Raw genomic sequence first — 23,114 nt, forward strand, 5'->3', positions numbered from 1 at the left:
GCAACAGGTTCCCGGATTCCCTAACTTTAAGGCCCGCCGGCCGCATTCCTTAACCCGTTATTTACCGTGACGGGAAAAAGTCAGCAGCTGAAGCAGACGACCAGCGCAGAATTCGATTGTCTCTTAACGGGAATGCGCGGGGAGGCTGCGGGGCGCAGGGTGTAGCGCCGGAGTCGGGACCGGACGGAATCATGAATTCGCGCGTATCGTGGAGTGTTGACGGCATCGATCCCTCCGTCCGCGAAAGGGCAGAGGCGGCGGCGCGCCGCGCCGGCATGTCGCTGAACGACTGGCTCAATTCCACCGTCGGCGAACCGAGCCCGCCGGATTGGCGCATGGAGCAACGGCAGCAGCCGATGCCGAGCCGGGAAAGCCGCGAGGTCGCCGATATCCATCAGCGGCTCGACGCCATCACCCACCAGATCGAACAGATCGCAAAACCATTGTCGCGCGGCGAAGCCGTGCGCGCCGAAATACCGCGCGGCCAGCCCGCCGTTGCGCGGCAGCTGAACGACGCGATCTCGCGCCTCGACGCGCGGCTGTCGCAGATCTCGCGGCCGCAGCCGGCGCGCGAGCCGCAGCCCCAGCCGGTGCGTGAACCGCAGATGCAGCGCGAGCCGCAGATGCCGGACCGCCAGGTCCAGGACCGCCAGTCGCAGGAGCGCCAATTGCAGGAGCGGCTGCGCCAGACCGAGGCGGTCGAGCGCGCCGCAGCCCAGGTCTACCGCCCCTCGCCACCGCTGAGCCCGGCGTCGTTCGATTCCGCGATCGCGGAAATCGCCGCACGCCAGAACGAACTCGACGCATCAGCATCACGGCAGATGCCGCCGCGCAGCGCGCCGCCGATGCCGCCATCGGCCCCGCCGATGGCCGCCTACACGCCGCCGCCGGCCGCGCCCGCCGGCCCCGACTTCTCCTCGCTCGAGCGCCATCTGCTCAAGATCACGAGCCAGATCGAGGCGCTGCAGCGGCCCGACCATATCGAGCAGTCGATCGCGACCTTCCGCGGCGAGTTGGCGGAGATCCGCCAGGTCATCACCGAGGCGATGCCGCGCCGCGCGATTGAATCGATCGAGAACGAGATCCGCTCGCTGCATCACCGGATCGACGAGATCCGCCAGGACAGCAGCAACGGCCAGGCCCCGGCGATCGCCGGCATCGAGCGCGCACTGTCGGAAATCCGCGAGGCGCTGCGCACGCTGACCCCGGCCGAGCAGCTCACGGGTTATGACGAGGCGATCCGCAATCTCGGCGCCAAGCTCGACATGATCCTGCGCGCCAACGACGATCCGTCGACCGTGCATCAGCTCGAGAGCGCGATCGCGGCGCTGCGCGCCATCGTTTCCAATGTCGCCTCCAACGACGCGCTGCTGCAGCTCTCCTCCGACGTGCACGCGCTGTCGGCGAAGGTCGACCAGCTGTCGCAGATGTCGCGCAGCGAATCCCACGGCGATGCCTTTGCCGGGATCGAGCAGCGCATTGCCGCGCTGGCCTCGACGCTGGAAAGCCGCGAGCGGCCGGCCGGCTACGACAATGGCGATGCCATCGAAGGGGCGGTGCGCGCTCTGTCGGAGCGGATCGACCGGTTGCAGGTCGGCAATGACAGCTCATCGGCATTTACGCATCTCGAGCAGCGCGTCTCGTATCTGCTCGAGCGGCTAGAGTCCGCCGACCAGCGCTCCGGCAATCTTGGCCGCGTCGAGGAAGGTCTGCATGACATCATGCGGCACCTCGAGGCGCAGCACGCCCACATCGCCTCGCTCGCCGACGCCACCCGCAACTTCAATGGCGCCGCGCCGCAGCCGATGATGGACACCGGCATCGTCGACCTGGTGAAGCGCGAGCTGTCCGACATCCGCTTCAGCCAGTCGGAGACCGATCGCCGCACCCAGGATTCGCTGGAGACCGTTCACAACACGCTCGGCCATGTCGTCGATCGCCTGGCGATGATCGAGAACGATCTGCGCACGGTGCGCACGGCTCCGCCCGCCCCCGCGCCGGCCGAGCCGCGGATGGAAGCACCGCGGATGGAGATGCCGCGCGCGGCAATGCCGCAGCCCAGATCCGAAACGTACAAGCCTGAAACGTATCAGCCTGAAGCTTACAGGCCCGAATTGCCGAATCCTGCGCAGGCGCAGGAGCACTTCATGTCCGCGCCGCGCGAATTCCATGCCGCGCAGCCGGTCGAGCCCGCGCCGCCGCCGCTACCGCCGCGCGCGATCAGCGAGATCCTCGAACCGCACGCGGCGTCCGCGCGCGCCGCGATCGCACCGGAATTGCCGCCTGATCATCCGCTCGAGCCCGGCACGCGCCCCTCGGGCCGCATGTCGTCGCCATCGGAGCGCATTGCGGATTCCGAGCGCGCGATCTCTGATCTTCCCGCCGGCAAGAAGGAGCCCGTCTCGACATCGAGCTTCATCGCCGCCGCGCGCCGCGCCGCGCAGGCCGCGGCCGTGCAACCCGTCAACGAGAAGGCGGCGCGCGCCGCGAGCAAGGCCGCAGCCAAGGCCAAGGACAAGGCCGACAAGGCCGCGAAGGCCGCTGCCGGAAAGGCCGGTGCACCTGCGACTGGCGCGTCGGAGGCCGAGCCGTCGACCATCACCTCGAAGATCCGCTCGCTGCTGGTCGGCGCGAGCGTGGTCGTGATCCTGCTCTCTACCGCCAAGATGGCGATGAACCTGCTCGACACCAGCTCCGCGCCGCAGATGCCGGCGATCGAGCACAGCGAGCCGGCCGCGCCCCCGCTGCCGCTGCAGCCGCCGGCCGAGAATTCCGCGGCGCCTGCACCGGCCGCGCCGTCTGGCCTGCCCGTGCCGTCGATGACCTCGCCGACCCCGCTCGGCCGCCAGTCCAACAACACGCCGGCGCCGAACACGCTCGACAGCGCGCAGGTCACGATCCCGCAGGCCGCGGCGCCCGCCGCTGCTCCAGTGCCGTCAGCAGCTCCGGCCGCGGCGGCACCGGCCGGAACCAACGACATCACCGGCACAATTCCGACCGCGCCGCCGCTTGGCGGCAAGCTCGGCACGATCCAGATTCCCGCAGGCGAGAAGCTGCCCGACGCGATCGGCGGGCCGGCATTGCGCACGGCCGCGATCAAGGGCGATGCGGCCGCGGCCTACGAGGTCGGCATCCGCTTCGCCGAGGGCAAGGGCGTGACCGCCAATCTCGACGAGGCCGCCAAATGGTATGGCCGCGCGGCACAGGCCGGCGTGGTGCCCGCGATGTTCCGGCTCGGCACCTTCTACGAGAAGGGCCTTAGCGTGAAGCGCGACTTCGATATGGCGCGGCGCTACTACGTGCAGGCCGCCGAGCGCGGCAGCGCCAAGGCGATGCATAACCTCGCCGTGCTCGACGCCGATGGCGGCGGCAAGGGCGCTGACTACAAGAGCGCGGCGCAGTGGTTCCGCAAGGCGGCCGATCGCGGCGTCGCCGACAGCCAGGTCAATCTCGGCATCCTCTATGCCCGCGGCATCGGCGTCGAACAGAACCTCGCCGAATCCTTCAAGTGGTTCAGCCTCGCGGCTGCGCAGGGCGACGCCGACGCGGGTCACAAGCGCGACGACATCGCCAAGCGGCTCGACCCGCAGTCGCTGGCCGCGGCGAAGCTTGCGATCCAGACCTTCACCGCCGAGCCGCAACCGAGCGACGCGGTCAACGTGCCGGCCCCCGCCGGTGGCTGGGACACGGCCCCGGCGCAGCCCGCGGCGGCGAAGCCCGCCGCCAAGCAACCATCGAAGCGGACCGCGGCATTGGCCGCTCCAGCTCACTAGATTTCAGAATGGCTGCGGCGCCTTGACGGCGCCGCTCTGCTATACCTCTGCCCTCCCGCCGTGTAGAGAGGTGCGCAGTCCCGCGCCATTAACGCACGCGTTCCGGAGGAGCCGGCTTGTCTGTCGATGACCGTCAGGATGATGCAGCGGGAGCCCACCGTTCGTCGCCGACCGGTCCCCGGGTCGCGCCGCCGCGCGAGAGGCCGTCGCCATTTGCCGCGCGTCCCAACGCGCCGCCGCAAGGCAACGCGCCGTCACCGCCTCGTGCCTTCCGGTTCTCGCTCTGGTCCATCATCATCTTTGTCCTGCTGCTGTCGAGCGTTGCCATCCAGGCCTACCGCGACCTGTCGACGCCCGGCGCCTGGGACTTCTGGCGCGAGACCTACATCGCGGCGAGCATGACGTCGGCGGTGATTCCCGATGTCGACATCGACGGATCGGGCCGCGGCCGGCGGGCGCTTGCGATCAGCGGCAAGATCGGCTCGGCCAGCGCGAGCTGGCTCCGCGACCGGCTCAGCGAGGCGCGTCTCAAACCGGGTGATGCCGTGCTGCTGTCGTCGCAGGGCGGCGCGCTGAACCAGGCCGCCATCATGGGCGAGGCGATCCGCACCCGCGGGCTCGTCACCGCCGTCGCCACATCAGACCCATCGGGCAAGCTCCGCCCCGCCGCCTGCGCCAGCGCCTGCGTGCTGGTCTTTGCCGGCGGTCAGACCCGTTATGGCATCGCGGGCTCGCGGCTCGGCGTGCATCGCTTCACGACGAGCGCACCGGTCAGCGATCCCCTCGCCGAGGCACAACGCATCCAGGGCATGGTGCTGGGCTACATGACCAAGATGGGCGTCTCGTCCGGGATCGTCGAGGCGATGTCGCAGACCTCGGATATCCGCTGGCTGAGCCCGAAGGAAGCGCTCGCGCTGAACCTGATCACCAGGCCGGTCGATCGGCCCTGAGGCAACACGGACGTCATTAATCTGAATTATCAACCACGTCCGCAGCTGAGCTGCAACGTGCGGCGAAAAATGCTCTCCGGGGCGGAATCTTTAGTCCCTCCCCCCGCCGATTTCAGTTATGCAAGAATGCGGCAATCGACCCGCGTTCGCCTGCTTCTTGCGCGCTGACCGGATTCGTTCAGCCGGAGAATGCCCCGAACGACATCACGCCGTGATGCGGCCTTGCGCCCAGCTCGCGGCGAACCGACAAGAAGCGACGCGCGTGCAGCTGTACCTCCCGATCGCCGACATTCCGGTCAATGTCTTCCTCATCCTGGCGATGGGCGCGGCGGTTGGATTCGTCTCCGGCATGTTCGGGATCGGCGGCGGCTTCCTGATGACGCCGCTTTTGATCTTCGTCGGCATCGCGCCCGCGGTCGCGGTGGCCTCGGTCGCAAGCCATATCGCTGCCTCCTCCTTCTCCGGCGCGATCTCCTATTGGCGCAGACGCGCGATCGATCCGCTGCTGGCAGCGGTCCTGCTGGTCGGAGGCACCATCGGCACCGCACTCGGGGTGTGGACCTTCACCTTCCTGCGCTCGCTGGGCCAGCTCGACCTGATGATCGCGCTGTCCTACGTCATCCTGCTGACGACGGTCGGCGGGCTGATGTTCTGGGAAGGCCTGCGCGCGATGCTGCGTTCGCGCCGCGGTGGCCCGGTCACGCTGCGCAAGCCCGGCAGCCATGGCTGGATCCACGGCCTGCCGCTGAAGCTGCGCTTCAAGCGCTCCAAGATCTACCTCTCCGTCATCCCGGTGGTCGTGGTCGGGCTCGTGATCGGCTTCATCGGCGCGGTGATGGGCATCGGCGGCGGCTTCATCCTGGTGCCGCTGATGATCTATCTGCTGCGGGTGCCGACCTCGACCGTGATCGGCACCTCGATGGTGCTCACCCTCGTCACCATGGTGTTCGCCACCCTGCTGCACGCCGCGACCAACCATCTGGTCGACGCCGTGCTGGCGCTGATCCTGATGATCGGCGGCGTCACCGGCGCGCAGTTCGGCGCCCGCGCCGGCCAGAAGATCCGCGGCGAGCACTTGCGCCTGCTGCTCGGCCTGCTCGTGCTCGCGGTCGGCATCCGCTTTGCGGTCGAGCTCGTGATCCGGCCGCAGGATCTCTTCACCATCCGCGAAAGCAGTGGCGGAGGCCCGCCATGAGATCGCGCACGCTGTTCGCCATCGCCGGTGTTGTGACCGCCATGCTTGCCGCGGCGCCCGCCCATGCCGAGCGGCTGATCGTATCGGTCTCCAACCACCGCGTCACGGTGACGCCGAATTATTCCGGCGGCGAGCTGGTGCTGTTCGGCTCGGTCGAAAAGGACGACAAGACGCCGCCCAATCGCGGCAATTACGATCTCGTCGTCACGGTCTCCGGCCCGCGCGCCGACATGGTCACGCGGCGCAAAGAGCGCAAATTCGGGATCTGGATCAACACCGATTCGCGGCAGTTCCTGCAGGTGCCGGGCTATCTCGCGCTGTTCTCCAACCGTCCGTTCGACCAGATCGCCTCGCCCGAGGTGCAGCGGCGTCAGCAGCTCGGGCTCAACAACGTGCTCCTGATGCAGCGGGTCGGGGCCGACTATGCCGACGTGGTGCCGAACGATCCTTTCCGCAGCGCCTTCGTCCGGCTGCGCTCCGAGCACGGGCTATACAGTGAGGCGACCTCGGCGGTGACGTTCCTGACCCCGACCCTGTTCCGCACCGGCATTCCGTTGCCGGCGGAGGTGCCGATCGGCACCTACAATGTCGAGATCAAGCTGTTTGCCGACGGCGCGCTGGTGACCAAGACCGAGACCGCGTTCGAGATCGTCAAGGTCGGCTTCGAGCAGTTCGTCGCCACCACCGCGCGGCAGAACGGCCTGGTCTACGGCCTCGTCACCGCATTCATGGCGCTGATGACCGGCTGGATGGCCTCGATCGTGTTCCGCAAGGATTGATCTGCCAGTCTTTCAAGCGCCCTGCCGTTGCAACGTGCTTTCGAAAGCGTCGCTCAGGATCGAGAGGCCAAGATCGATCTCGTCGTCGCTGATCGTGAGCGGCGGAGCGATGCGGAACACGCTGCCCATGCCGGGCAATTGCACGATGTTGGTGCTCAGTCCGAGCTCCATGCAGCGCTGCGACACAAGCGTTCCGAGCGCTTCGTCAGGCTCCTTGCTGTGGCGGTCGCGCACGATCTCGATGCCCTGCATCAGCCCTCGCCCGCGCACGTCACCGATGCATTCGAACCGGTTCTGCAGGGCGAGGAGCCCTTCCCTCAGCCGCGCACCCGCAGTCCTGGCGCGCTCGACCAGTCTGTCGCGCAGGATGATCTCGATGACCTTCAGCCCGACCGCGGCCGGCATCGGGTCCGACACATGTGTCGTGTAAAACAGGAAGCCGCGCTCGTGACACCGCTCCTCGATTTCGGCTGACGTGATGACCGCGGCCAAAGGCAGGCCGGCGCCGAGCGTCTTCGACAAAGTGAGGATATCAGGCACGGCGCGGTCGCGCTCGAAGGCGAACATCGCGCCGGTCCGGCCAAGACCGGTCTGTGCCTCGTCGACGATCAGCAGCATGCCCCGCGCACCGCACAGCTGCTTCAGCTCGGCAAGGTAGCCTTCCGGCAGATCGATCAGCCCGCCGGAGCTCAGGATCGGCTCGGCGATCATACACGCGAGCGATCCGGTCGACTGGCGATCGACCAGATCGAAGGCATAGGCCAATTCGGCTCGCCAATCGTCCGCATTGCCGAAGCGGGGACGATAGGGGTTCGGCGTCGGGATCGCGAGCGAGCCGACCGGCGCGGGACCATAACCCTTGCGGCCGGCCGAATAGGTCGTCGCGGCCGCGCCCGAGGTCATTCCGTGCCAGGACTGCGCGAACGCAACGGTCTCGAAGCCGCCGGTGAAGAGCTTGGCCATCTTGATGGCCGCCTCGTTCGACTCAGCCCCCGTGCTCAGCAGCATGACGCGATCAAGTCCCGGCGGCAGCAACTCGGCGAGCTGTTCGGCCAGCGAGACGACCGGGCGCGTCAGCATGCCGCTGAACAGATGGTCGAGCCGTTCGGCATGTTCGCTGATCGTCTTGACGATCTCGGGGTGACCGTGACCGAGCACGGCGCTCATCTGGCCGGACGTGAAGTCGAGGATGGCGCGGCCGTCGGCGTCATAGACGAAGGATCCGGAGGCGCGCTCGATGATCACAGGAGCGAACGTCCCGCCATAACGGATGAGGTGATGCCGTGCGCGGTCCCAGAACGATTTGTCGTCATTTCCGGCCATGCCCGTTCCCTTTGATGAATCGCCACGAATTCAGGTTCTCGCAGAGCATCCTAAGCGCGCACCATCGCAATGACATTGCGTTTTGGGATGCATTTGGCCGCCTCTTCTGCAATTAATTGCGCAAGATACGGAAAATGCGAAAGAAATGGGAACCACGACGGTGCTCGACGAGATCGACCGAAAAATCCTCGACCTGCTGCAGGTCGAGGGGCGCATCACCAATCTCGAGCTGGCCGAACAGATCGGCCTCTCGTCCGCCCCCTGCATGCGACGCGTCCGGACGCTCGAAGAGACCGGCGTCATCCGCTCCTACGTGGCGCTGGTGGACCCAGCCAAGATCGGGCTCGGGTTCGACGTGATCGTCGAGGTCCGCCTCAAGCAGCAGACCAGGGAATCCTTCGAGCGCTTCGAGAAGAAGGTGACCGGCCTTCCGGAGGTCGTCGAATGCTGCATGATTGCCGGCGATTGGGATTACTCGCTCCGTGTCGTGTCTTCCGACCTCGCACGCTATCAATCATTCATCCTCGACCGCCTCATGCATCGCGACACCGATATCGCGAGCTACCGCACCACCATCATCCTGCGAAAGGTCAAATCGACGACCAGGATCGATCCCTCGCTGTTCTGACCGCGGGGATCATAGGAGCAGCCCGACGCCCATCGCGATCACGCTGAGCGCCATCGAAGCGGTCGAGAGCCAGCCGAGCCAGTAGAGCCACCCGCCGATCACGAAGCGTCCCATCACCGGCTTGTGGCGGGCCATGAACATCAGCAGCACCATCACGGGCACCGCGAGCACGCCGTTGACGACCGCGCTCCAGTACAGCGCCGAGATCGGATCGATCGGGGTGAAGTTGAGCGCGATGCCGATGCCGCCCGACAGCGCCAGCACCAAATAGAATGCGATTGCCTCCTTCGGCTTGCGTGCCAGCCCGACAGACCACCGCCGTCCTTCGCCGACCGCGTAGGCCGTTGCGCCGGCAAGCACCGGGATCGCCAGCAGGCCGGTGCCGACGATGCCGAGCGCGAAGATCACCTCGGCAAAGGGTCCTGCGATCGGGCGCAATGCCTCGGCGGCTTGCGCCGAGGTCTGGATATCGGTCTTGCCGGCGGAATGCAGCGTGGCCGCGGCGGTGACGATGATCGACAGCGCAATCACGTTGGAGAACGCCATGCCGGTGATGGTATCAGCGCGGATGCGCGAGAATTCGCGCTGCGCGCCGTATTGCCGCTCGATCAGCGGTTGCTTGCTGGCGTCGATCCGCTGCTCCTCGGCCTCCTGCGAGGCCTGCCAGAAGAACAGATAGGGCGAGATCGTGGTGCCGAGGATCGCGACGATGGTGGTGAAATAGTCCGCGCTCCAGGTGATGCGCGGCACCAGCACGCCGGCCAAGGCCTCTGTCCACGACACCTTGGCAAACGCGAGCGCCGCAACATAGGCGAACAGGCTGAGCGTCAACCATTTCAGGACGGCGACGTAGCGCCGGTAGTTCATGAAAATCTGGGCGGCCACCGACGCCGAACAGCACGACGTAGAGGATGGCCGGCCCGCCGATCAGGAGTTTTGTCGCATCCGCCATCGCCGAGAGGTCGGCCGCGATGTTGATGGTATTGGCGATGGACAGCAGCGTCACCACGATGACCAGCAGCCAAGGTGGATAATGTCGGCAGACATTGCCCGAAAGGCCGTGCCCGGTGACGCGGCCGACCCGCGCGGAAATCTCCTGGATCGCGGTCATCAACGGGAATGTCAGCAGCATGGTCCAACCGATGCCGTAGCCGAGTTGCGCGCCGGCCTGGCTGTAGGTGCCGATCCCCGACGGGTCGTCGTCGGAGGCCCCGGTGATCAAACCGGGGCCGAGCGTCTTCAGGACATTACGGAAGCTAAACGGCTGGCGCGGAGCTTTCTCAGCCGGCGCGCTGCCCGACTTGTCGTGATGTTTTCGCGAGGTCTTGTGTGTCATGCGGTTCCGGCCGTCGCGACAACGAACCGGATACCGCAGGGTTCCTCCGATGAAACCTGTAGCTCTATGGCCGTAGCGTGGTGATGCTCACGTCACATTCCTCTTGGGCGCGGCGGCGGCAGGGCGGGTCACCAGATAGATGCCGAGCGCAACCGGAACGATGCCTAGCAGGTCGCGAAATTCGACATGCTCGCCGAGCACGAGGTAGGCGAACAGCATGCCGAGCGGCGGCATCAGGAAGTGATAGGCGCTGGCTGCGGTCGCGCCACACACCTTCAGGAGATGAAACCAGAGCAGATAGGCGAGGATCGAGCCGCCGAGCACCAGGAAGGCGAAGGCGCCGGCGAGCCGCATGCTTGGCACGATGTCGCTGATGCTGGAGAGCGTGAAGGCGAACGGCATCACTGCAAGTCCGCCGGCGATGTTCTGAATGCCGTTGCCGATCCACAGACTGCCCTTCGGCGCCAGCAGCTTGAACAACATGGTGCCGGCGACAATCGAGGCGAGCGAGGCCAAGGTGAACAGGATGCCGTGCGGGCTATCGGTGCCGACCTTCAAGCGATGCCAGACGATAAAGGCAACGCCGACGATGCCGAGCACGAGGCCCACGACCTTGCGCAAGGTCATGCTCTCACCGAGGAACATCGCCGCCAGCATGGCGGTGAATACCGGATTGGCCGAGACGATCAGTGCGCCGAGCCCGGCGGACACCGTCTTCAGCCCGGTATAGCCAAGGCCGAGATAGAGCGCGTTGTTGGCGACGCCGATCACGGCAAACACCGCGGCGTCGCGCCAGGTGAGGTCCCATCTGTCGCTGCGCAGCCAGGAGACGGCAAGGATCAGGACGCCGGCGAGCGAAAACCGCGCGGCGAGCAGGATCAGCGGCGGGCAATCGGTGACGCCGATCTTGCCGGCGACGAAGGCATAGCTCCAGAGCAGGCAAAACAGCGCGATCAGCAGCGGCAGGGTATTGAAGCGGGTACGGGGGGCGGCCAACGAGGTTGCGGCGGACATGGGCATTCTCCTTCGCCCATGATCTAGGCCCGCGCCTTGATATTTGGAAATTAAATGATAAACTGACATCCAGTGGATTTATTAATGGAGGCTGCGATGCTCGATCTGGAGCTGCTGCGCAGTTTCGTCTCGGTGGTCGATGCCGGCGGCTTCACCCGCGCCGGCGAGCGCGTCCACCGTACGCAATCGACTGTCAGTCAGCAGATCAAGCGCCTGGAGGAGGACGTCGGCCAGCCCTTGCTGATTCGCAGCGGCAAGGATGTGACCCCGACGGAGGCCGGCGAGCGGCTGTTGAGCTATGCGCGGCGGCTGCTGTCGCTCGCCGAAGAGGCGCGTGATGTGGTGTCGCGCCCCGGCAGCGAAGGCGCGATCCGGATCGGCATCACCGAGGATTTTGCCGCCTATCGGCTGACAAAGCTGCTCGCGACCTTCTCGCGCAGCCATCCGAATTTGCGGCTCGACGTGCGCTCCGGCCAAAGCCTGTTCCTGTACCGCGATCTGGAGCGCGGCGATCTCGATCTCGCGCTGATCAAGCGCGCCGCCGATGAGAAGGGCGGCATCGCGGTGTGGCCGGAACGCGTGCACTGGGTCACCAGCAAGAGCCATCCGCGTGACGTTGCGGCCGGCTCGGTGCCGCTGATCGGTTTCGCCTCGGGCTGCCTCTATCGCGCCCGCGCCATCCATGCGCTGGAGAGCGCCGGCCGCAACTGGCACATGGCCTACACCTCCTCCAGCCTCGCCGGCATCCAGGCCGCGGTCGCCGCCGGCCTTGGGCTCAGCATCCTCTCGGAGATGTCGATCCAGGCGGAGCATCGCGTTCTCACCGCGAAAGACGGCTTTGCGCCGATCGAGCGGACCGAGGTCGCGCTTGTCGCAGCCCCCGACGCCAGCCCCGCGACGCTGCGGCTGGCGGACAGGCTGGCGGAGTATTGCGAGAGCGTGCAGGCGAAGGCGGCGTAGGGCTGAGTGCCGCAATAACCTCTGCCGTCGTCCCTGCGAAAGCAGGGACCCATAACCACAGGGTTGTGTTGCCGAAGTAAGCTTTGGCCCCAGCGACGCGCAACAACGACTATCGGTGGTTATGGGTCCCGGGTCGCGCTTCGCTTGCCCGGGACGACACCGAGAATGGTGGCAGGTTGGAGTGGGCTGGTCACGATCGTCAATAACACCGTGACGCCGCGAACGCGTGCACACGGTTGTCGCCGAGCACGTGGGCCATGAAGCCGGGCGATCCGAAAATCCTCGCGAACGCCGCGTCGCGGATGCTCAGGCCGCCGGTGTAGGCACCGAAGGCCGGCATCACCGCACGCTCGCCGTCAGAGGCAAAGCACCGCCGCTCGATCGAGCGGCCGCGGGTCGGCACCCGGGCCTTGGGATGCAGATGGCCGGCGATCTCGCCGCTCGCGCCCGTCGGCTCATGGCGGAACACGATCGGGCCGATCGCGACTTCGGTCGCGACCACGCCGCCGAGATTGGTCGGCAGCGCCGGATCGTGGTTACCCGAGATCCAGATCCAGTTACGCCGCATCTGCAGCGCCGCGAGCGCCTCGCGATCCGGCCCCGACAGGCGTGCATGCGCGTCGCGATCGTGAAAGCTGTCACCGAGCGCGATCACCTGCCGCGGATCGTGCCGCGCGATCACCGCGGCAAGCCGGCTCAGCGTCGCGACCGTGTCGTAGGGCGGCAGCAGCACGCCGCGGGCAGCGAAGCTCGAGCCTTTTTCCAGATGCAGGTCGGACACCACGAGCAGGCTTTGCTGTTCCCAGAACAGCGCGCCGGAGAAATCCGCCACGAAGCCGATATCCGCCACCGTGACCCTGGAAACGCGCATGTCGTCACCGTCTCTCAAAACCTGCGCGCTCGCCGTCACATCCGGTCCTCAGCGTTATGTCGTCGCCTCCCGCACGAGTTCCTCGGCCGCCTCGGCCAGAAGCTCGTCGGATGCTTCGCCATAAACTGACTCGCGGCCGATTTCCAGCAGCGCGGGCACGGCAAGCGGGGAAACGTGATCGAGCGCCTTGTGGGTGATTCGGCCGTGGATGCGGGAAAGCATGTCGCTGAGGCGGCGGAGATCGAGCAACCCTGTGGCGGCATCGCCGCGCGCGGCGCGCAGCAGCACATGGTCGGCCTGGTGCTTGCGCAGCACGTCGTAGATCAGGTCGGTCGAGAACAGCACCTGGCGGCGCGACTTCTCCTCGTCGGTGAAGCGGCGCGCGATCAGGCCGGAGATGATGGCGCAATTGCGGAAGGTCCGCTTCATCAGCGCGGATTCTGCGAGCCATGCTTCGAGGTCGTCGCCGAGCATGTCGGGATCGAACAGCGCGTTGAGATCGAGCTTGCCCTGCCGGATCATGAAGGAGAGATCGCCGACGCCCCAGACCGCGAGCGCATATTCATTGGCGACGAAGCCGAGCGGACGGGCGCGGGCGCGCTCCAGCCGGCGAGTCAGCAGCATGCCGAGCGTCTGATGCGCGAGCCGGCCCTCGAACGGATAGCAGACCAGATAATGGCTGCCGCCGCGCGGAAAGGTTTCCACCAGCAACTCGCGCGCCGCCGGGACGCGGGAGAACTTTCGCTGCAATGACAGCCAGTCGTGCACCTGATCCGGCAGCGCGGTCCAGGCACGGCTGTTGTCGAGCAATTTGCGGACGCGCTCGGCGAGATAGGTCGAGAGCGGGAACTTGCCGCCCATATAGGACGGCACTTTTGCATCCTTATCATTGGCGCGGGAGACGTAGACCTGGTCTTCAACCAAGGCCTCGTAGCGCACCACCTCGCCGCCAAACACGAACGTGTCGCCGGACACGAGGCCCTCGATGAAGGCTTCCTCGATCTCGCCGAGCATGCGGCCGCCGCGCGCGATCGCGCCGGTCGAACCGCTACCGCCGGCGCGCGACCGCACCAGCCGCACCTTCAGCATGGTCTCCTCGACGATGGTGCCGACGTTGAGGCGATAGCTCTGCCGCACCTTGGGATTGGTGACGCGCCAGCGGCCCTGCTTGTCCTGCTTGATGCGCGCGAAACGCTCATAGGTCTTGAGCGCGTAGCCGCCGGTCGCGACGAAGTCGACGACGTCGTCGAAATTCGTTCGGGCCAGCGACGCATAGGGCGCCGCGGTCCTGACCTCATCGTAGAGCTCATCGGACAGAAACGGCTTGCCGCAGGCGCAGCCGAGCACGTGCTGGGCGAGCACGTCGAGCGCGCCGGAGCGCAGCGGCGGCGTGTCCTGCGCATTCTCGGCGATGGCATCGATCGCGACACGGCATTCCAGCACCTCGAACCGGTTGGCCGGCACCAGCACGGCGCGCGAGGCCTCGTCGAAGCGGTGGTTGGCGCGGCCGATCCGCTGCATCAGCCGCGACGATCCCTTGGGCGCACCGATATTGATGACGAGGTCGACATCGCCCCAGTCGACACCGAGGTCGAGCGATGAGGTGCAGACCACGCCGCGCAGGCGGCCGGCGGCCATCGCGTCCTCGACCTTGCGGCGCTGCGCGACGTCGAGCGAGCCGTGATGCAGCGCGATCGCGAGCCCATCGTCGTTCATGCGCCAGAGATCCTGGAACAGCATCTCGGCCTGGCTGCGGGTGTTGACGAACACCAGCGTGGTCTTGTTGCGCTTGATCAGCTCATAGACCTCGGGCAGCGCATGGCGCGCGCTGTGGCCCGACCATGGCAGCCGCTCCCGCGTGTCGAGCATCTCGACCACCGGCGGCGCGGCGCCGCCGGCGGTGACGACGTCGGCGGACACGCTCGCGCCGCCCGGCTGCGGCACCAGGAAGCGCGCCAGCTGCTCAGGTTCGGCCACCGTCGCCGAGAGGCCGATCGCGCGCGCCTGTGGCGCGATGGTCCAGAGTCGCGCCAGCCCGAGCGACAGCAGGTCGCCGCGCTTGGAGGTGACCAGCGCATGCAGCTCGTCGAGCACGATGCGCTTCAGCGAGGAGAACAGAAAAGGCGCATCGTCGGAGGCGAGCAGCAGCGCGAGTTGCTCGGGCGTGGTGAGCAGAATATCCGGCGGATAGCGCCGCTGCCGCTGCCGCCGCGACACCGGCGTGTCGCCGGTGCGGGTCTCGATCCTGATCGGCAGTCCCATCTCGGCAACCGGCGTCTCCAGGTTGCGCGCGATGTCGACCGCGAGCGCTTTCAACGGCGAGATGTAGAGGGTGTGCAAGCCGGCGGAGCGGCGAACGCCGCGGCCCGTGGAGATGAGATTCGTTCTTGGCTCAGCGGCGCTCGCTGGTAGGGCTCCCTCCCCCCTTGCGGGGGAGGGTTGGGGAGAGGGGTAAGCCGTATCGTTCGGAGCAAGCGGCGTACCCCTCTCCCGCCGTCCTCCGACGCGCAATTGCGCGTCAGAGGACGTCGACCTCCCCCGCAAGGGGGGAGGTGGCGATCGAGTATGCCGCTGTGTTTCTTCGCCCTCCCCACTCAACTCCACCAGCGTCGGCAGGAAACCCGCCAGCGTCTTGCCCGCGCCCGTGGGCGCGATCAGCAGCGCCGAGCGCGCCTCGCGCGCTTTCGCCAACAGCGCGAGTTGATGCTCGCGCGGCGACCAGCCGCGTGAGGCGAACCAGTCGCGAAACCGGCGCGGCAAGAGATCGGCCGTTTCCGACGGCGTGACGGAAAAGAGATCGAGCGTCGACACGCCCAAGAGGTAGGTGGTTCAGGCGGTTTCGTCGAGGGCGAAGCGGGATGGCAGCAGGTGGCACTGCCCCGTTGCGCTGGTCCCTTACCTCGCCCCGCTTGCGGGGAGAGGTCGAAATTCAAGCACCGCTTGAATTCCGGGTGAGGGGGTACAGGTCTGTCGGCTTACACCGCCTTGTGGAGAGAGCCCCTCACCCCGCCCTCTCCCCGCAAGAGCGCAGGGCTGTCCGGGGAATGATTCACTATGTCGCGGTGCATGCTCGGCAAGACCGAGGCAAATCGGCCTTTTCTGGTTGTCGAGACACAGAAGGCCGAGCATGCGATTCCGCGATAGCATTTTTGGAAGGCTGCTTGAACCGATCAATCGACGGCAGTTTCAGACGGCTGTGGATCGTCTGGACGGGGATGCCTACGACAAATCGTTCAGGAGTTGGGATCACCTGGTGGCGCTGATCTATGCGCAGCTGAGCAGTCACGACAGCCTGCGCGCCGTGGTGGCCGGCTTCAACGCCAATCCTCAGCACCACTATCATCTGGGCACCGGCAGGTTGTCCCGCTCGACGCTATCGGATGCCAATGCCCGCCGCCCGTCCGGCGTTTTTGCGCAAACCTTTGCCAGACTATCAGCGATGGCAAGCCGGCAGTTGCGGAGCGAAGGCCAGGAGATGGTGCGCCTGATCGACGCCAGTCCGATCCCGCTGGGCAAGCTCTGCACCTGGGCGGCGTGGAACGGCCGCATCCGTGGCATGAAGCTGCATATGGTCTACGATCCCAAGGGCGATGTCCCGGACTGCGTCGAGGTGACGGATGCGAACGTCAATGACATCGAGATCGGTCGCCATGTCCCTATCCAGGTGGGCACAACCTACGTGTTCGATAAGGGATATTGCCGCTTCGACTGGTGGCAGAAGATCAATGACAGCAAGGCTTTTTTCGTCACCCGGGCGAAGACAAGCATGCGTCTCCGCAAGATCAAGCGACGCACTAATCGCAAGCGCAAGGGCGATGGCTTCAAGGTCATCGCCGATGACGAGGTGAAGCTCACCAGCAAAGGCGACTCGCGACTGCCGATACCACTGCGGCGCATCAAGGTCAGGCGGGAGAACGGCGGCGTGATCACGCTTCTCACCAACGATATGACGCGAACGGCCGTCGAGATCGCCGCCCTCTACAAGAGCCGGTGGCAGATCGAACTGCTATTCCGCTGGATCAAGCAGCATCTCGATATCCGCAAGTTTCTCGGCACCAACGACAATGCGATCCGCCTGCAAGTGCTTGCAGGATGATTGCCTACCTGCTGCTACGCATCGCTGCGCGGGCCAACTGCATCAAAATGCTTCCCCTCAGGCTGGCCGAACTTGTCGGCCAGTTCCTGTTCACCCGCCGATCCCTTGCCACTATCGACAAGCCTCCGCCCAGCAACCCCAGCCCCAGCAAACCCACAGCCTCCGCCAACCAGATGGAGTTCTGCTATGGCTGAGCTTTCCCGGACAGCCCTGCGCAAGAGCGGGGCGAGGGAGACGATAGTGCGGTGCCCGCCGCCTACTCCGTCATCGGCTCGCCGGAGAGGTCCCAATCCTTGCCGTTGAAGATCGAGACATAGAGCGTCTTCATCGGCGTGTAGTTGTCGGGCGTGTAGCTGTAATTGATGCCGTCGAGGAAATAGGGCGAGTGGAAGCCGGCCAGCGTGGTGGCGTGCTTGAGCACATTGGCGCGGGTCAGATCGTCGCCGCAGCGGCGCAGGATCTCTCCCATCGTCGCGGCCTGGCCGTAGCCGGCGAATGCGATGGTGTTGTCGGGGTCGATATTCGGCAGGTACTTCTTGCGCAGTTCCTCGAACGCCACCACATCGGCATCCTTCTCGTAGCGCGGCACGCCGACTTCCTTGTTGTAGCGGATCGCGACGATGTCCTTGGCGTTCTCGAGTCCCGCGGCGCTCAGGATCGAGCGGCCGGTCGAGCCCGCCGACAACAGCTGCAACGGCTTCCAGCCGAGCTCGGCCACCTTGCGGATCGACTGCGACGTCGCCTTGCCGGTGGTGATGTTGTAGAACACGTCGGCGCCCGACTTCGAGAGATTGATGAGCTGGGAATCGACCGTCGGATCGGTGAGATCGTAGATCTGCTCCATGATCACCTGCGCGGTGCCGCCGGCATCGGCCAGCACCTTCTTGAACGGCCCCAGGAAATCACGGCCGAAATCGTCGTTCTGGTAGAGGATGCCGATCTTGGCGTTCGGCTTCACGCTGACGACGTGCTTGGCCAGGATGCGCGCTTCGGTCGGATAGAGCGGCAGGCCCGCCATGGTCCATTTGAAATTCTTCGGGTCGTTCCACTTCGAGGCGCCGGTGTTCAGCAACAGCTGAGGCACGCCCTTGGAATTGAGGTATTTGTGCACGGAGGTCTGCGGCGCGGTGCCGAGCGAGCCATAGAGCGCCAGCACCTCCTCCTGCTCGACCAGGCGGCGCGTCGCCTCGACGCATTTCGGCGCACTGTAGGCGTCGTCCATGGTGAGGAATTTCACCTTGCGGCCGTTGATGCCGCCCTTGTCGTTCAGCATCTGGAAATAGGCTTCGCCGACGCGGCCGAGCACGCCATAGAGCGAGCCGGGGCCGGAATGCGGCACGGTCTGACCGAGCTTGATCTCGGTGTCGCTCGCACCCGGATCGTACTTCTTGTCCGCGGCCCGGACGAACGGCGCGGGCAGCACGGACGCTGCGATGACAGACAATGCGGTGGCGCCGAACTCGCGCCGAGTATGTTTTTTCATTGCTTCTCTCCCTGAGGCGAAAAGCTCTCGCATTCCGCCCTGCGCCGGGCAAGCGCGAAGTCACCGCTTTGCGGCGCAATGCCGCGTCACGGCAAATGCGTAGCGTGTAGACTCAAGTTTGAGCACACAACGCGGACGACTCTTCCCTTCTCCCCTTGTGGGAGAAGGTGGCGCGGACAGCGTCCGCGCCGGATGAGGGGTCTGCATCCGCGGATAGAGACCCCTCACCCGGCTTCGATGCTACCGCATCGAACCACCCTCTCCCACAAGGGGAGAGGGTAAGAAAGCATCACGGCTTGACGGCGACGGCGACCAGCCCGGGCGCCGGGATGTTATCTTCATTGCGCGCCGAGAGATCGTCGAGCAGCGCCAGTGTCAGCCCTGCGGCGGCGACGGAGGCACGCACGTAGGGCGCGCTGTGCGCATAGCGCAGCCCTTCGCCGATGATGACGCCCTCGCCGTCATGGGTCTCGGTCGTGAAGGCGAGCACGCCGCCTGGCAGCAGCACGCGCGCGGCCTCGGCGAGCAGCGGTGCGAGATCGGCGACATAGACCATCGCATCCGCGGCGAGAATCAATTCGGCGCTGGCGTCCGGCTTGCCCGAAATGCCGTTGAGCATGTCGTCGACCTCGAGCTCGGCATAGAGGGCTGTGGCGCGCGCCTTGTCGATCATGCGCGGCGACAGGTCGATGCCGATGAAGCGATCGACATGCTCCGCGAACGCGCCGGCGGCCAGTCCGGTGCCGCATCCGAGATCGATCGCGCGCTTGAAGAAGGCCGGTTTCTTTGCGCTCGCGCGCACCGACAGTACGGCCTTGAACAACAGCGCCGGGCCGCGATAGCCGAGGTCGTCGACCAGCGCGGCCTCGAACCGCGGCGCATACTGATCGAACAACGTCTGCACATAGCCCGGCGGCATCGCGCTGACGGCCTCGACGCCGAGCTGCATCAGATGCAGGCCGGCGCCATGACGGTCTTCGGGATCGACTTCGCGCGCGGCGCGGAAGGCTGCGATCGCGGCCTCGCGCTGGCCGAGTTCGAGGCGGATCTTGCCGAGCGTGAACCAGGCGGACGAGAATTTCGGCGCCAGCTCGATCGCCTGTTCGAGCAGCTCGGCGGCAGCCGACAAATCGCCCTTCAATTGCAGGTCGCGCGCGAACTCGTAGCGGCGGTCGGCGACGAGGTCGCCGGAGGATAGAAACAGGCGGGGGGCCATTCTCTTCTTAACGAACCGATCTTGCCTTCAGGAACCGATCTCGGCCTGTTAGGGCCATCCATCAAAGCACCGACTCTTTCCGGAGATGGGAGCGCGGGTCAAGCCCGCGCATGACTGCTAAACATCAGGGATCGAGCGCCTATATAGGGGCAATGCGCCCGCAAGACATCCTGATGCCCGTCCCGGCCGGGCTTTGCTGCAAGCCCGGCGGCTTCCACATCGATCCTGTCAGGCCGGTCGAACGTGCCCTGATCACGCATGGCCATTCCGACCATGCGCGGGCGGGTCATGGCGCGGTGCTCGCGACCCAGGAAACGCTCGACATGATGCGGCTGCGCTATGGCGAGAATTTCGCCGGCTCAGTGCAGGCCGTCGCTTACGGCGAGGAGATCAGGCTCGGCGACGTCACGGTGACGTTTCATCCCGCCGGCCATGTGCTGGGCTCCGCCCAGATATCGGTCACCTGCAAGGACACCCGCATCGTCGCCTCCGGCGACTACAAGGACGCGCGCGATCCGACCTGCGCGCCGTTCGAGCTCGTGCCGTGCGACGTCTTCATATCAGAGGCGACCTTTGGCCTGCCGGTGTTCCGCCATGGCGATGCGGCCGGCGAAGTGAACAAGCTGCTGGCATCGGTCAAACTGTTTCCGGAGCGCGCGCACCTGGTCGGCGCCTATTCGCTCGGCAAGGCGCAGCGCGTGATCGCGCTGCTGCGCGAGGCCGGTTACGACGCGCCGATCTATCTGCACGGCGCGATGGAGAAGATCACGTACTATTATCAAGAGCGCGGCATTGCACTCGGCGAGCTCCGGCCGGCGCGCGGCATGAAGAAGGCCGAGCTGGCCGGCACCATCACGCTGGCGCCACCGAGCGCGACATCCGACGTCTGGACCCGGCGCTTTCCCGATCCGGTCACCGCCTTTGCGTCGGGCTGGATGCGCGTGCGCGCCCGAGCCCGGCAGGGCGGCATCGAGCTGCCGCTGGTGATATCAGATCATGCCGATTGGGACGGGCTGACGGCGACGATCGCCGCGACCGGCGCCGGCGAGATTTGGGTCACCCACGGCCAGGAAGACGCGCTGGTGCACTGGTGCAAGAGCAAGGGCCTTGCCGCGCGGCCGCTCGATCTCGTCGGCTATGGCGACGAGGATGAGGGCGACACGGCGGCGGTCACCGGCGAGGCCCAGCCCGCCGGCGAGGCCGAAACATGAACCGCTTTGCCCAACTGCTCGACCGCCTCGCCTACGAGCCCGGCCGCAACAACAAGATCAAGCTGCTGGTCGCCTATTTCCGCGAGACCGCGGACCCCGACCGCGGCTACGCGCTGGCGGCGCTGACCGGTGCGCTGTCGTTCAAGCACGCCAAGCCGGGCTTGATCCGCGATCTGATCACCGAACGCGCCGATCCGGTGCTGTTCGGCTACTCCTATGATTACGTCGGCGATCTCTCCGAGACCGTCGCGCTGATGTGGCCGAAGGCGGCTGGCGTATCTCACAACGAGCCTTTCCGGGGCCACCCCTCTCCCCAACCCTCCCCCACAAGGGAGGAGGGAGCGCAGCCGTCGTGCTCACCTCACAGCGATATCGAGGTGATTGACGTGGGTGAGGGACGCACCGGTGGATGGGTTCCCTCCCCCCTTGCGGGGGAGGGGCAGGGAGAGGGGTACCGCGGGCGAGATAGCAGTGAGATTGTACGCACGCACAACAACCCACCTCCTCCGACGCTCACGGACGTCGTCACCACGCTGCGAACGCTCGGCAAGGCTGAATTGCCGGCACAGCTGGCGCGCTGGCTGGACGAGCTCGACGAGACCGGGCGCTGGGCGCTGCTAAAACTCGTCACCGGCGCGATGCGGATCGGGATCTCCGCGCGGCTGGCGAAGACCGCGGCGGCTGCGCTCGGGACTAAGGATCCGCACGAGATCGAGCTGATGTGGCCCGGCCTGTCGCCGCCCTATCTCGACCTGTTCGCCTGGCTCGAAGGCCGCGGCGACAAGCCTGTCAACCGCGACCCGACGCCGTTCCGTCCGGTGATGCTGGCGCATGCGATCGAGGATGCGGATTTCGCCAATCTCGACGCCGCCGATTTCAGCGCGGAATGGAAGTGGGACGGCATCCGCGTGCAGGCTGTCGCCGGCCGCGATGCGCGCGGCCACATCCAGGCGCGGCTCTATTCGCGCAGCGGCGAGGACATCACCGGCAGCTTCCCCGACCTCGTGCCGTCGCTGCATCTGCCCGGTGCAATCGACGGCGAACTGCTGGTGCTGCGCGAGGGCCGCGTGCAGACTTTCAACGTGCTGCAGCAGCGACTGAACCGGAAGGTGGTTTCGCCGAAGCTGATCAAGGAGTTTCCGATCCATCTGCGCGCCTACGACCTGCTCGGCGACGACGAGAACGATCTGCGCGAGCTGCCCTTCACCGAGCGCCGCGCGCATCTCGAAAGATTCGTCGCCAGGCTGAACGATCCGCGCATCGATCTGTCGCCGACCATCCCGTTCGCGAGCTGGGAAGAGCTGGCCGCGGCGCGAGCCGATCCGAAAAGCGCCGGCGCCGGCGACGATGCCGACGCGGTCGAAGGCGTGATGCTGAAGCGGCGCGACGCGCCCTATCTGCCGGGGCGGCCGAAGGGCCCGTGGTGGAAGTGGAAGCGCGATCCGCACATCATCGACGCGGTGCTGATGTATGCCCAGCGCGGCCATGGCAAGCGCTCGTCCTATTATTCCGACTACACGTTCGGGGTCTGGACCCGGGGCGATAACGGCGACGAGCTGGTGCCGGTCGGCAAGGCCTATTTCGGCTTCACCGACGAGGAGCTGTTGCAGATCGACCGCTTCGTCCGCCGCAACACCACCGAGAAGTTCGGCCCCGTCCGCCATGTCGTGCATGAGCCGGATCAGGGGCTGGTGCTCGAAGTCGCGTTCGAGGGCTTGCAGCGCTCGCCGCGCCACAAATCCGGCGTCGCGATGCGCTTTCCCCGGATCAGCCGCCTGCGCTGGGACAAGCCACCGCGCGAAGCCGACCGGCTGGAGACACTTGAACGGTTGTTAATCTCCATGACGGGAAATTAAACCCGAAGCGCGCATGACAGCCATTGATCGCGGCTCACGGGTTTCCCATGTGCTGCGCCGTGACCTATAATGCGCGGGCGATTCCGCCAGGAGAAAGCGATGCCAAACGATATCCGGGACTTGCCGGCCGGCCGGAGTGACGGCCTGTACCGCTTTCTCGGCGGATCGCCGCTCGCGGTGGCGTTCCGGCTGATCCTGCTTTCGATCCTGGTCGGCGTCGTGCTCGCCGCCATCGGCCTCGATCCCTGGAATATTCTCAACAGCGTCCGCAGGCTGTTCCAGACCATCTGGGATTTCGGCTTCGATGCGATCAACTGGGCCTGGCGCTACTTCCTGCTTGGCGCCGTAATCGTGGTCCCGATCTGGCTGTTGTCGCGGCTGTTCGGCGCGCCGCGCGGCCGCTGATCCCAAGGAGAGCTCGCA

Annotated in this window: 15 protein-coding genes and 2 pseudogenes; 10 read left to right on the plus strand and 7 right to left on the minus strand. The window is 66.1% G+C overall.

Annotated elements, in window-relative coordinates; all coding sequences use genetic code 11:
- Positions 1-191 precede the first annotated feature (191 nt).
- The 4 genes from G6P99_RS44135 (at position 192) to G6P99_RS44150 (ending at position 6,697) form a co-directional block, all read left to right on the plus strand.
- A complete protein-coding gene (locus G6P99_RS44135; RefSeq protein ID WP_029077817.1) occupies positions 192-3,773 on the plus strand; it encodes a tetratricopeptide repeat protein in 3,582 nt (1,193 codons plus the stop codon).
- A 116-nt stretch (positions 3,774-3,889) separates the two neighbouring features.
- The gene (locus tag G6P99_RS44140; RefSeq protein ID WP_029077818.1) at positions 3,890-4,723 is read left to right on the plus strand and encodes a hypothetical protein; all 834 of its coding nucleotides are present in this window, start codon (positions 3,890-3,892) and stop codon (positions 4,721-4,723) included.
- 262 nt (positions 4,724-4,985) lie between these two features.
- Positions 4,986-5,918: a sulfite exporter TauE/SafE family protein gene (locus G6P99_RS44145; protein ID WP_029077819.1), complete on the plus strand. Its 933-nt coding sequence runs from the start codon at positions 4,986-4,988 to the stop codon at positions 5,916-5,918.
- A 41-nt stretch (positions 5,919-5,959) separates the two neighbouring features.
- On the plus strand, positions 5,960-6,697 hold the full coding sequence (locus G6P99_RS44150; RefSeq protein WP_371261117.1) for a TIGR02186 family protein: 738 nt from the start codon (positions 5,960-5,962) through the stop codon (positions 6,695-6,697).
- 12 nt (positions 6,698-6,709) lie between these two features.
- Here the strand turns inward: G6P99_RS44150 and G6P99_RS44155 are convergent, their stop codons facing one another.
- Positions 6,710-8,020, minus strand: a complete 1,311-nt coding sequence (locus G6P99_RS44155) for an aspartate aminotransferase family protein (RefSeq protein ID WP_029077821.1) — start codon at positions 8,018-8,020, stop codon at positions 6,710-6,712.
- A gap of 145 nt (positions 8,021-8,165) precedes the next feature.
- Here G6P99_RS44155 and G6P99_RS44160 point away from each other — a divergent pair, with 145 nt between their 5' ends.
- Positions 8,166-8,648, plus strand: a complete 483-nt coding sequence (locus tag G6P99_RS44160; protein WP_029077822.1) for an Lrp/AsnC family transcriptional regulator — start codon at positions 8,166-8,168, stop codon at positions 8,646-8,648.
- A gap of 9 nt (positions 8,649-8,657) precedes the next feature.
- On the opposite strand, the pseudogene G6P99_RS44165 reads toward G6P99_RS44160, so the two are convergent.
- Positions 8,658-9,984 (minus strand): annotated as a pseudogene (locus G6P99_RS44165) (Nramp family divalent metal transporter).
- Positions 9,985-10,071: 87 nt separating this feature from the next.
- A complete protein-coding gene (locus G6P99_RS44170) occupies positions 10,072-10,998 on the minus strand; it encodes a DMT family transporter (RefSeq protein WP_165126528.1) in 927 nt (308 codons plus the stop codon).
- Positions 10,999-11,094: 96 nt separating this feature from the next.
- On the opposite strand from G6P99_RS44170, the gene G6P99_RS44175 reads away from it, so the two are divergent.
- Positions 11,095-11,958: a LysR family transcriptional regulator gene (locus G6P99_RS44175; protein ID WP_029077824.1), complete on the plus strand. Its 864-nt coding sequence runs from the start codon at positions 11,095-11,097 to the stop codon at positions 11,956-11,958.
- A gap of 199 nt (positions 11,959-12,157) precedes the next feature.
- Here G6P99_RS44175 and pdeM read toward each other — a convergent pair whose 3' ends face one another.
- Both pdeM and G6P99_RS44185 read right to left on the minus strand, forming a co-directional pair.
- Positions 12,158-12,829 (minus strand): ligase-associated DNA damage response endonuclease PdeM, encoded by a 672-nt coding sequence (gene pdeM, locus G6P99_RS44180; protein ID WP_035975828.1) that lies wholly within the window; start codon positions 12,827-12,829, stop codon positions 12,158-12,160.
- 54 nt (positions 12,830-12,883) lie between these two features.
- Positions 12,884-15,640 carry a ligase-associated DNA damage response DEXH box helicase gene (locus G6P99_RS44185; protein ID WP_035975914.1) on the minus strand — a complete coding sequence of 919 codons (2,757 nt, stop codon included), beginning with the start codon at positions 15,638-15,640 and terminating at the stop codon, positions 12,884-12,886.
- A 316-nt stretch (positions 15,641-15,956) separates the two neighbouring features.
- On the opposite strand from G6P99_RS44185, the pseudogene G6P99_RS44190 reads away from it, so the two are divergent.
- Positions 15,957-17,119, plus strand: a pseudogene (locus G6P99_RS44190) (IS4 family transposase).
- Between the two features lie 62 nt (positions 17,120-17,181).
- Here the strand turns inward: G6P99_RS44190 and G6P99_RS44195 are convergent.
- On the minus strand, positions 17,182-18,408 hold the full coding sequence (locus tag G6P99_RS44195) for an ABC transporter substrate-binding protein (RefSeq protein ID WP_029077827.1): 1,227 nt from the start codon (positions 18,406-18,408) through the stop codon (positions 17,182-17,184).
- 289 nt (positions 18,409-18,697) lie between these two features.
- Entirely contained in the window at positions 18,698-19,624 is a 927-nt protein-coding gene (locus tag G6P99_RS44200; RefSeq protein WP_029077849.1) for a methyltransferase domain-containing protein, read from the minus strand.
- A 152-nt stretch (positions 19,625-19,776) separates the two neighbouring features.
- On the opposite strand from G6P99_RS44200, the gene G6P99_RS44205 reads away from it, so the two are divergent.
- From G6P99_RS44205 to G6P99_RS44215, 3 genes are all read left to right on the plus strand, one after another.
- The gene (locus G6P99_RS44205) at positions 19,777-20,835 is read left to right on the plus strand and encodes a ligase-associated DNA damage response exonuclease (protein ID WP_029077850.1); all 1,059 of its coding nucleotides are present in this window, start codon (positions 19,777-19,779) and stop codon (positions 20,833-20,835) included.
- Positions 20,832-22,691, plus strand: a complete 1,860-nt coding sequence (locus G6P99_RS44210) for a cisplatin damage response ATP-dependent DNA ligase (RefSeq protein WP_029077851.1) — start codon at positions 20,832-20,834, stop codon at positions 22,689-22,691. Before G6P99_RS44205 ends, G6P99_RS44210 begins: the two co-directional genes overlap by 4 nt.
- A gap of 99 nt (positions 22,692-22,790) precedes the next feature.
- Positions 22,791-23,096, plus strand: coding sequence for a DUF6460 domain-containing protein (locus G6P99_RS44215; protein WP_029077852.1), 306 nt, complete (start codon positions 22,791-22,793; stop codon positions 23,094-23,096).
- Positions 23,097-23,114: the final 18 nt, after the last annotated feature.

The sequence above is a fragment of the Bradyrhizobium sp. 6(2017) genome (assembly GCF_011058295.2).
Classification (GTDB): Bacteria; Pseudomonadota; Alphaproteobacteria; order Rhizobiales; family Xanthobacteraceae; genus Bradyrhizobium; species Bradyrhizobium septentrionale.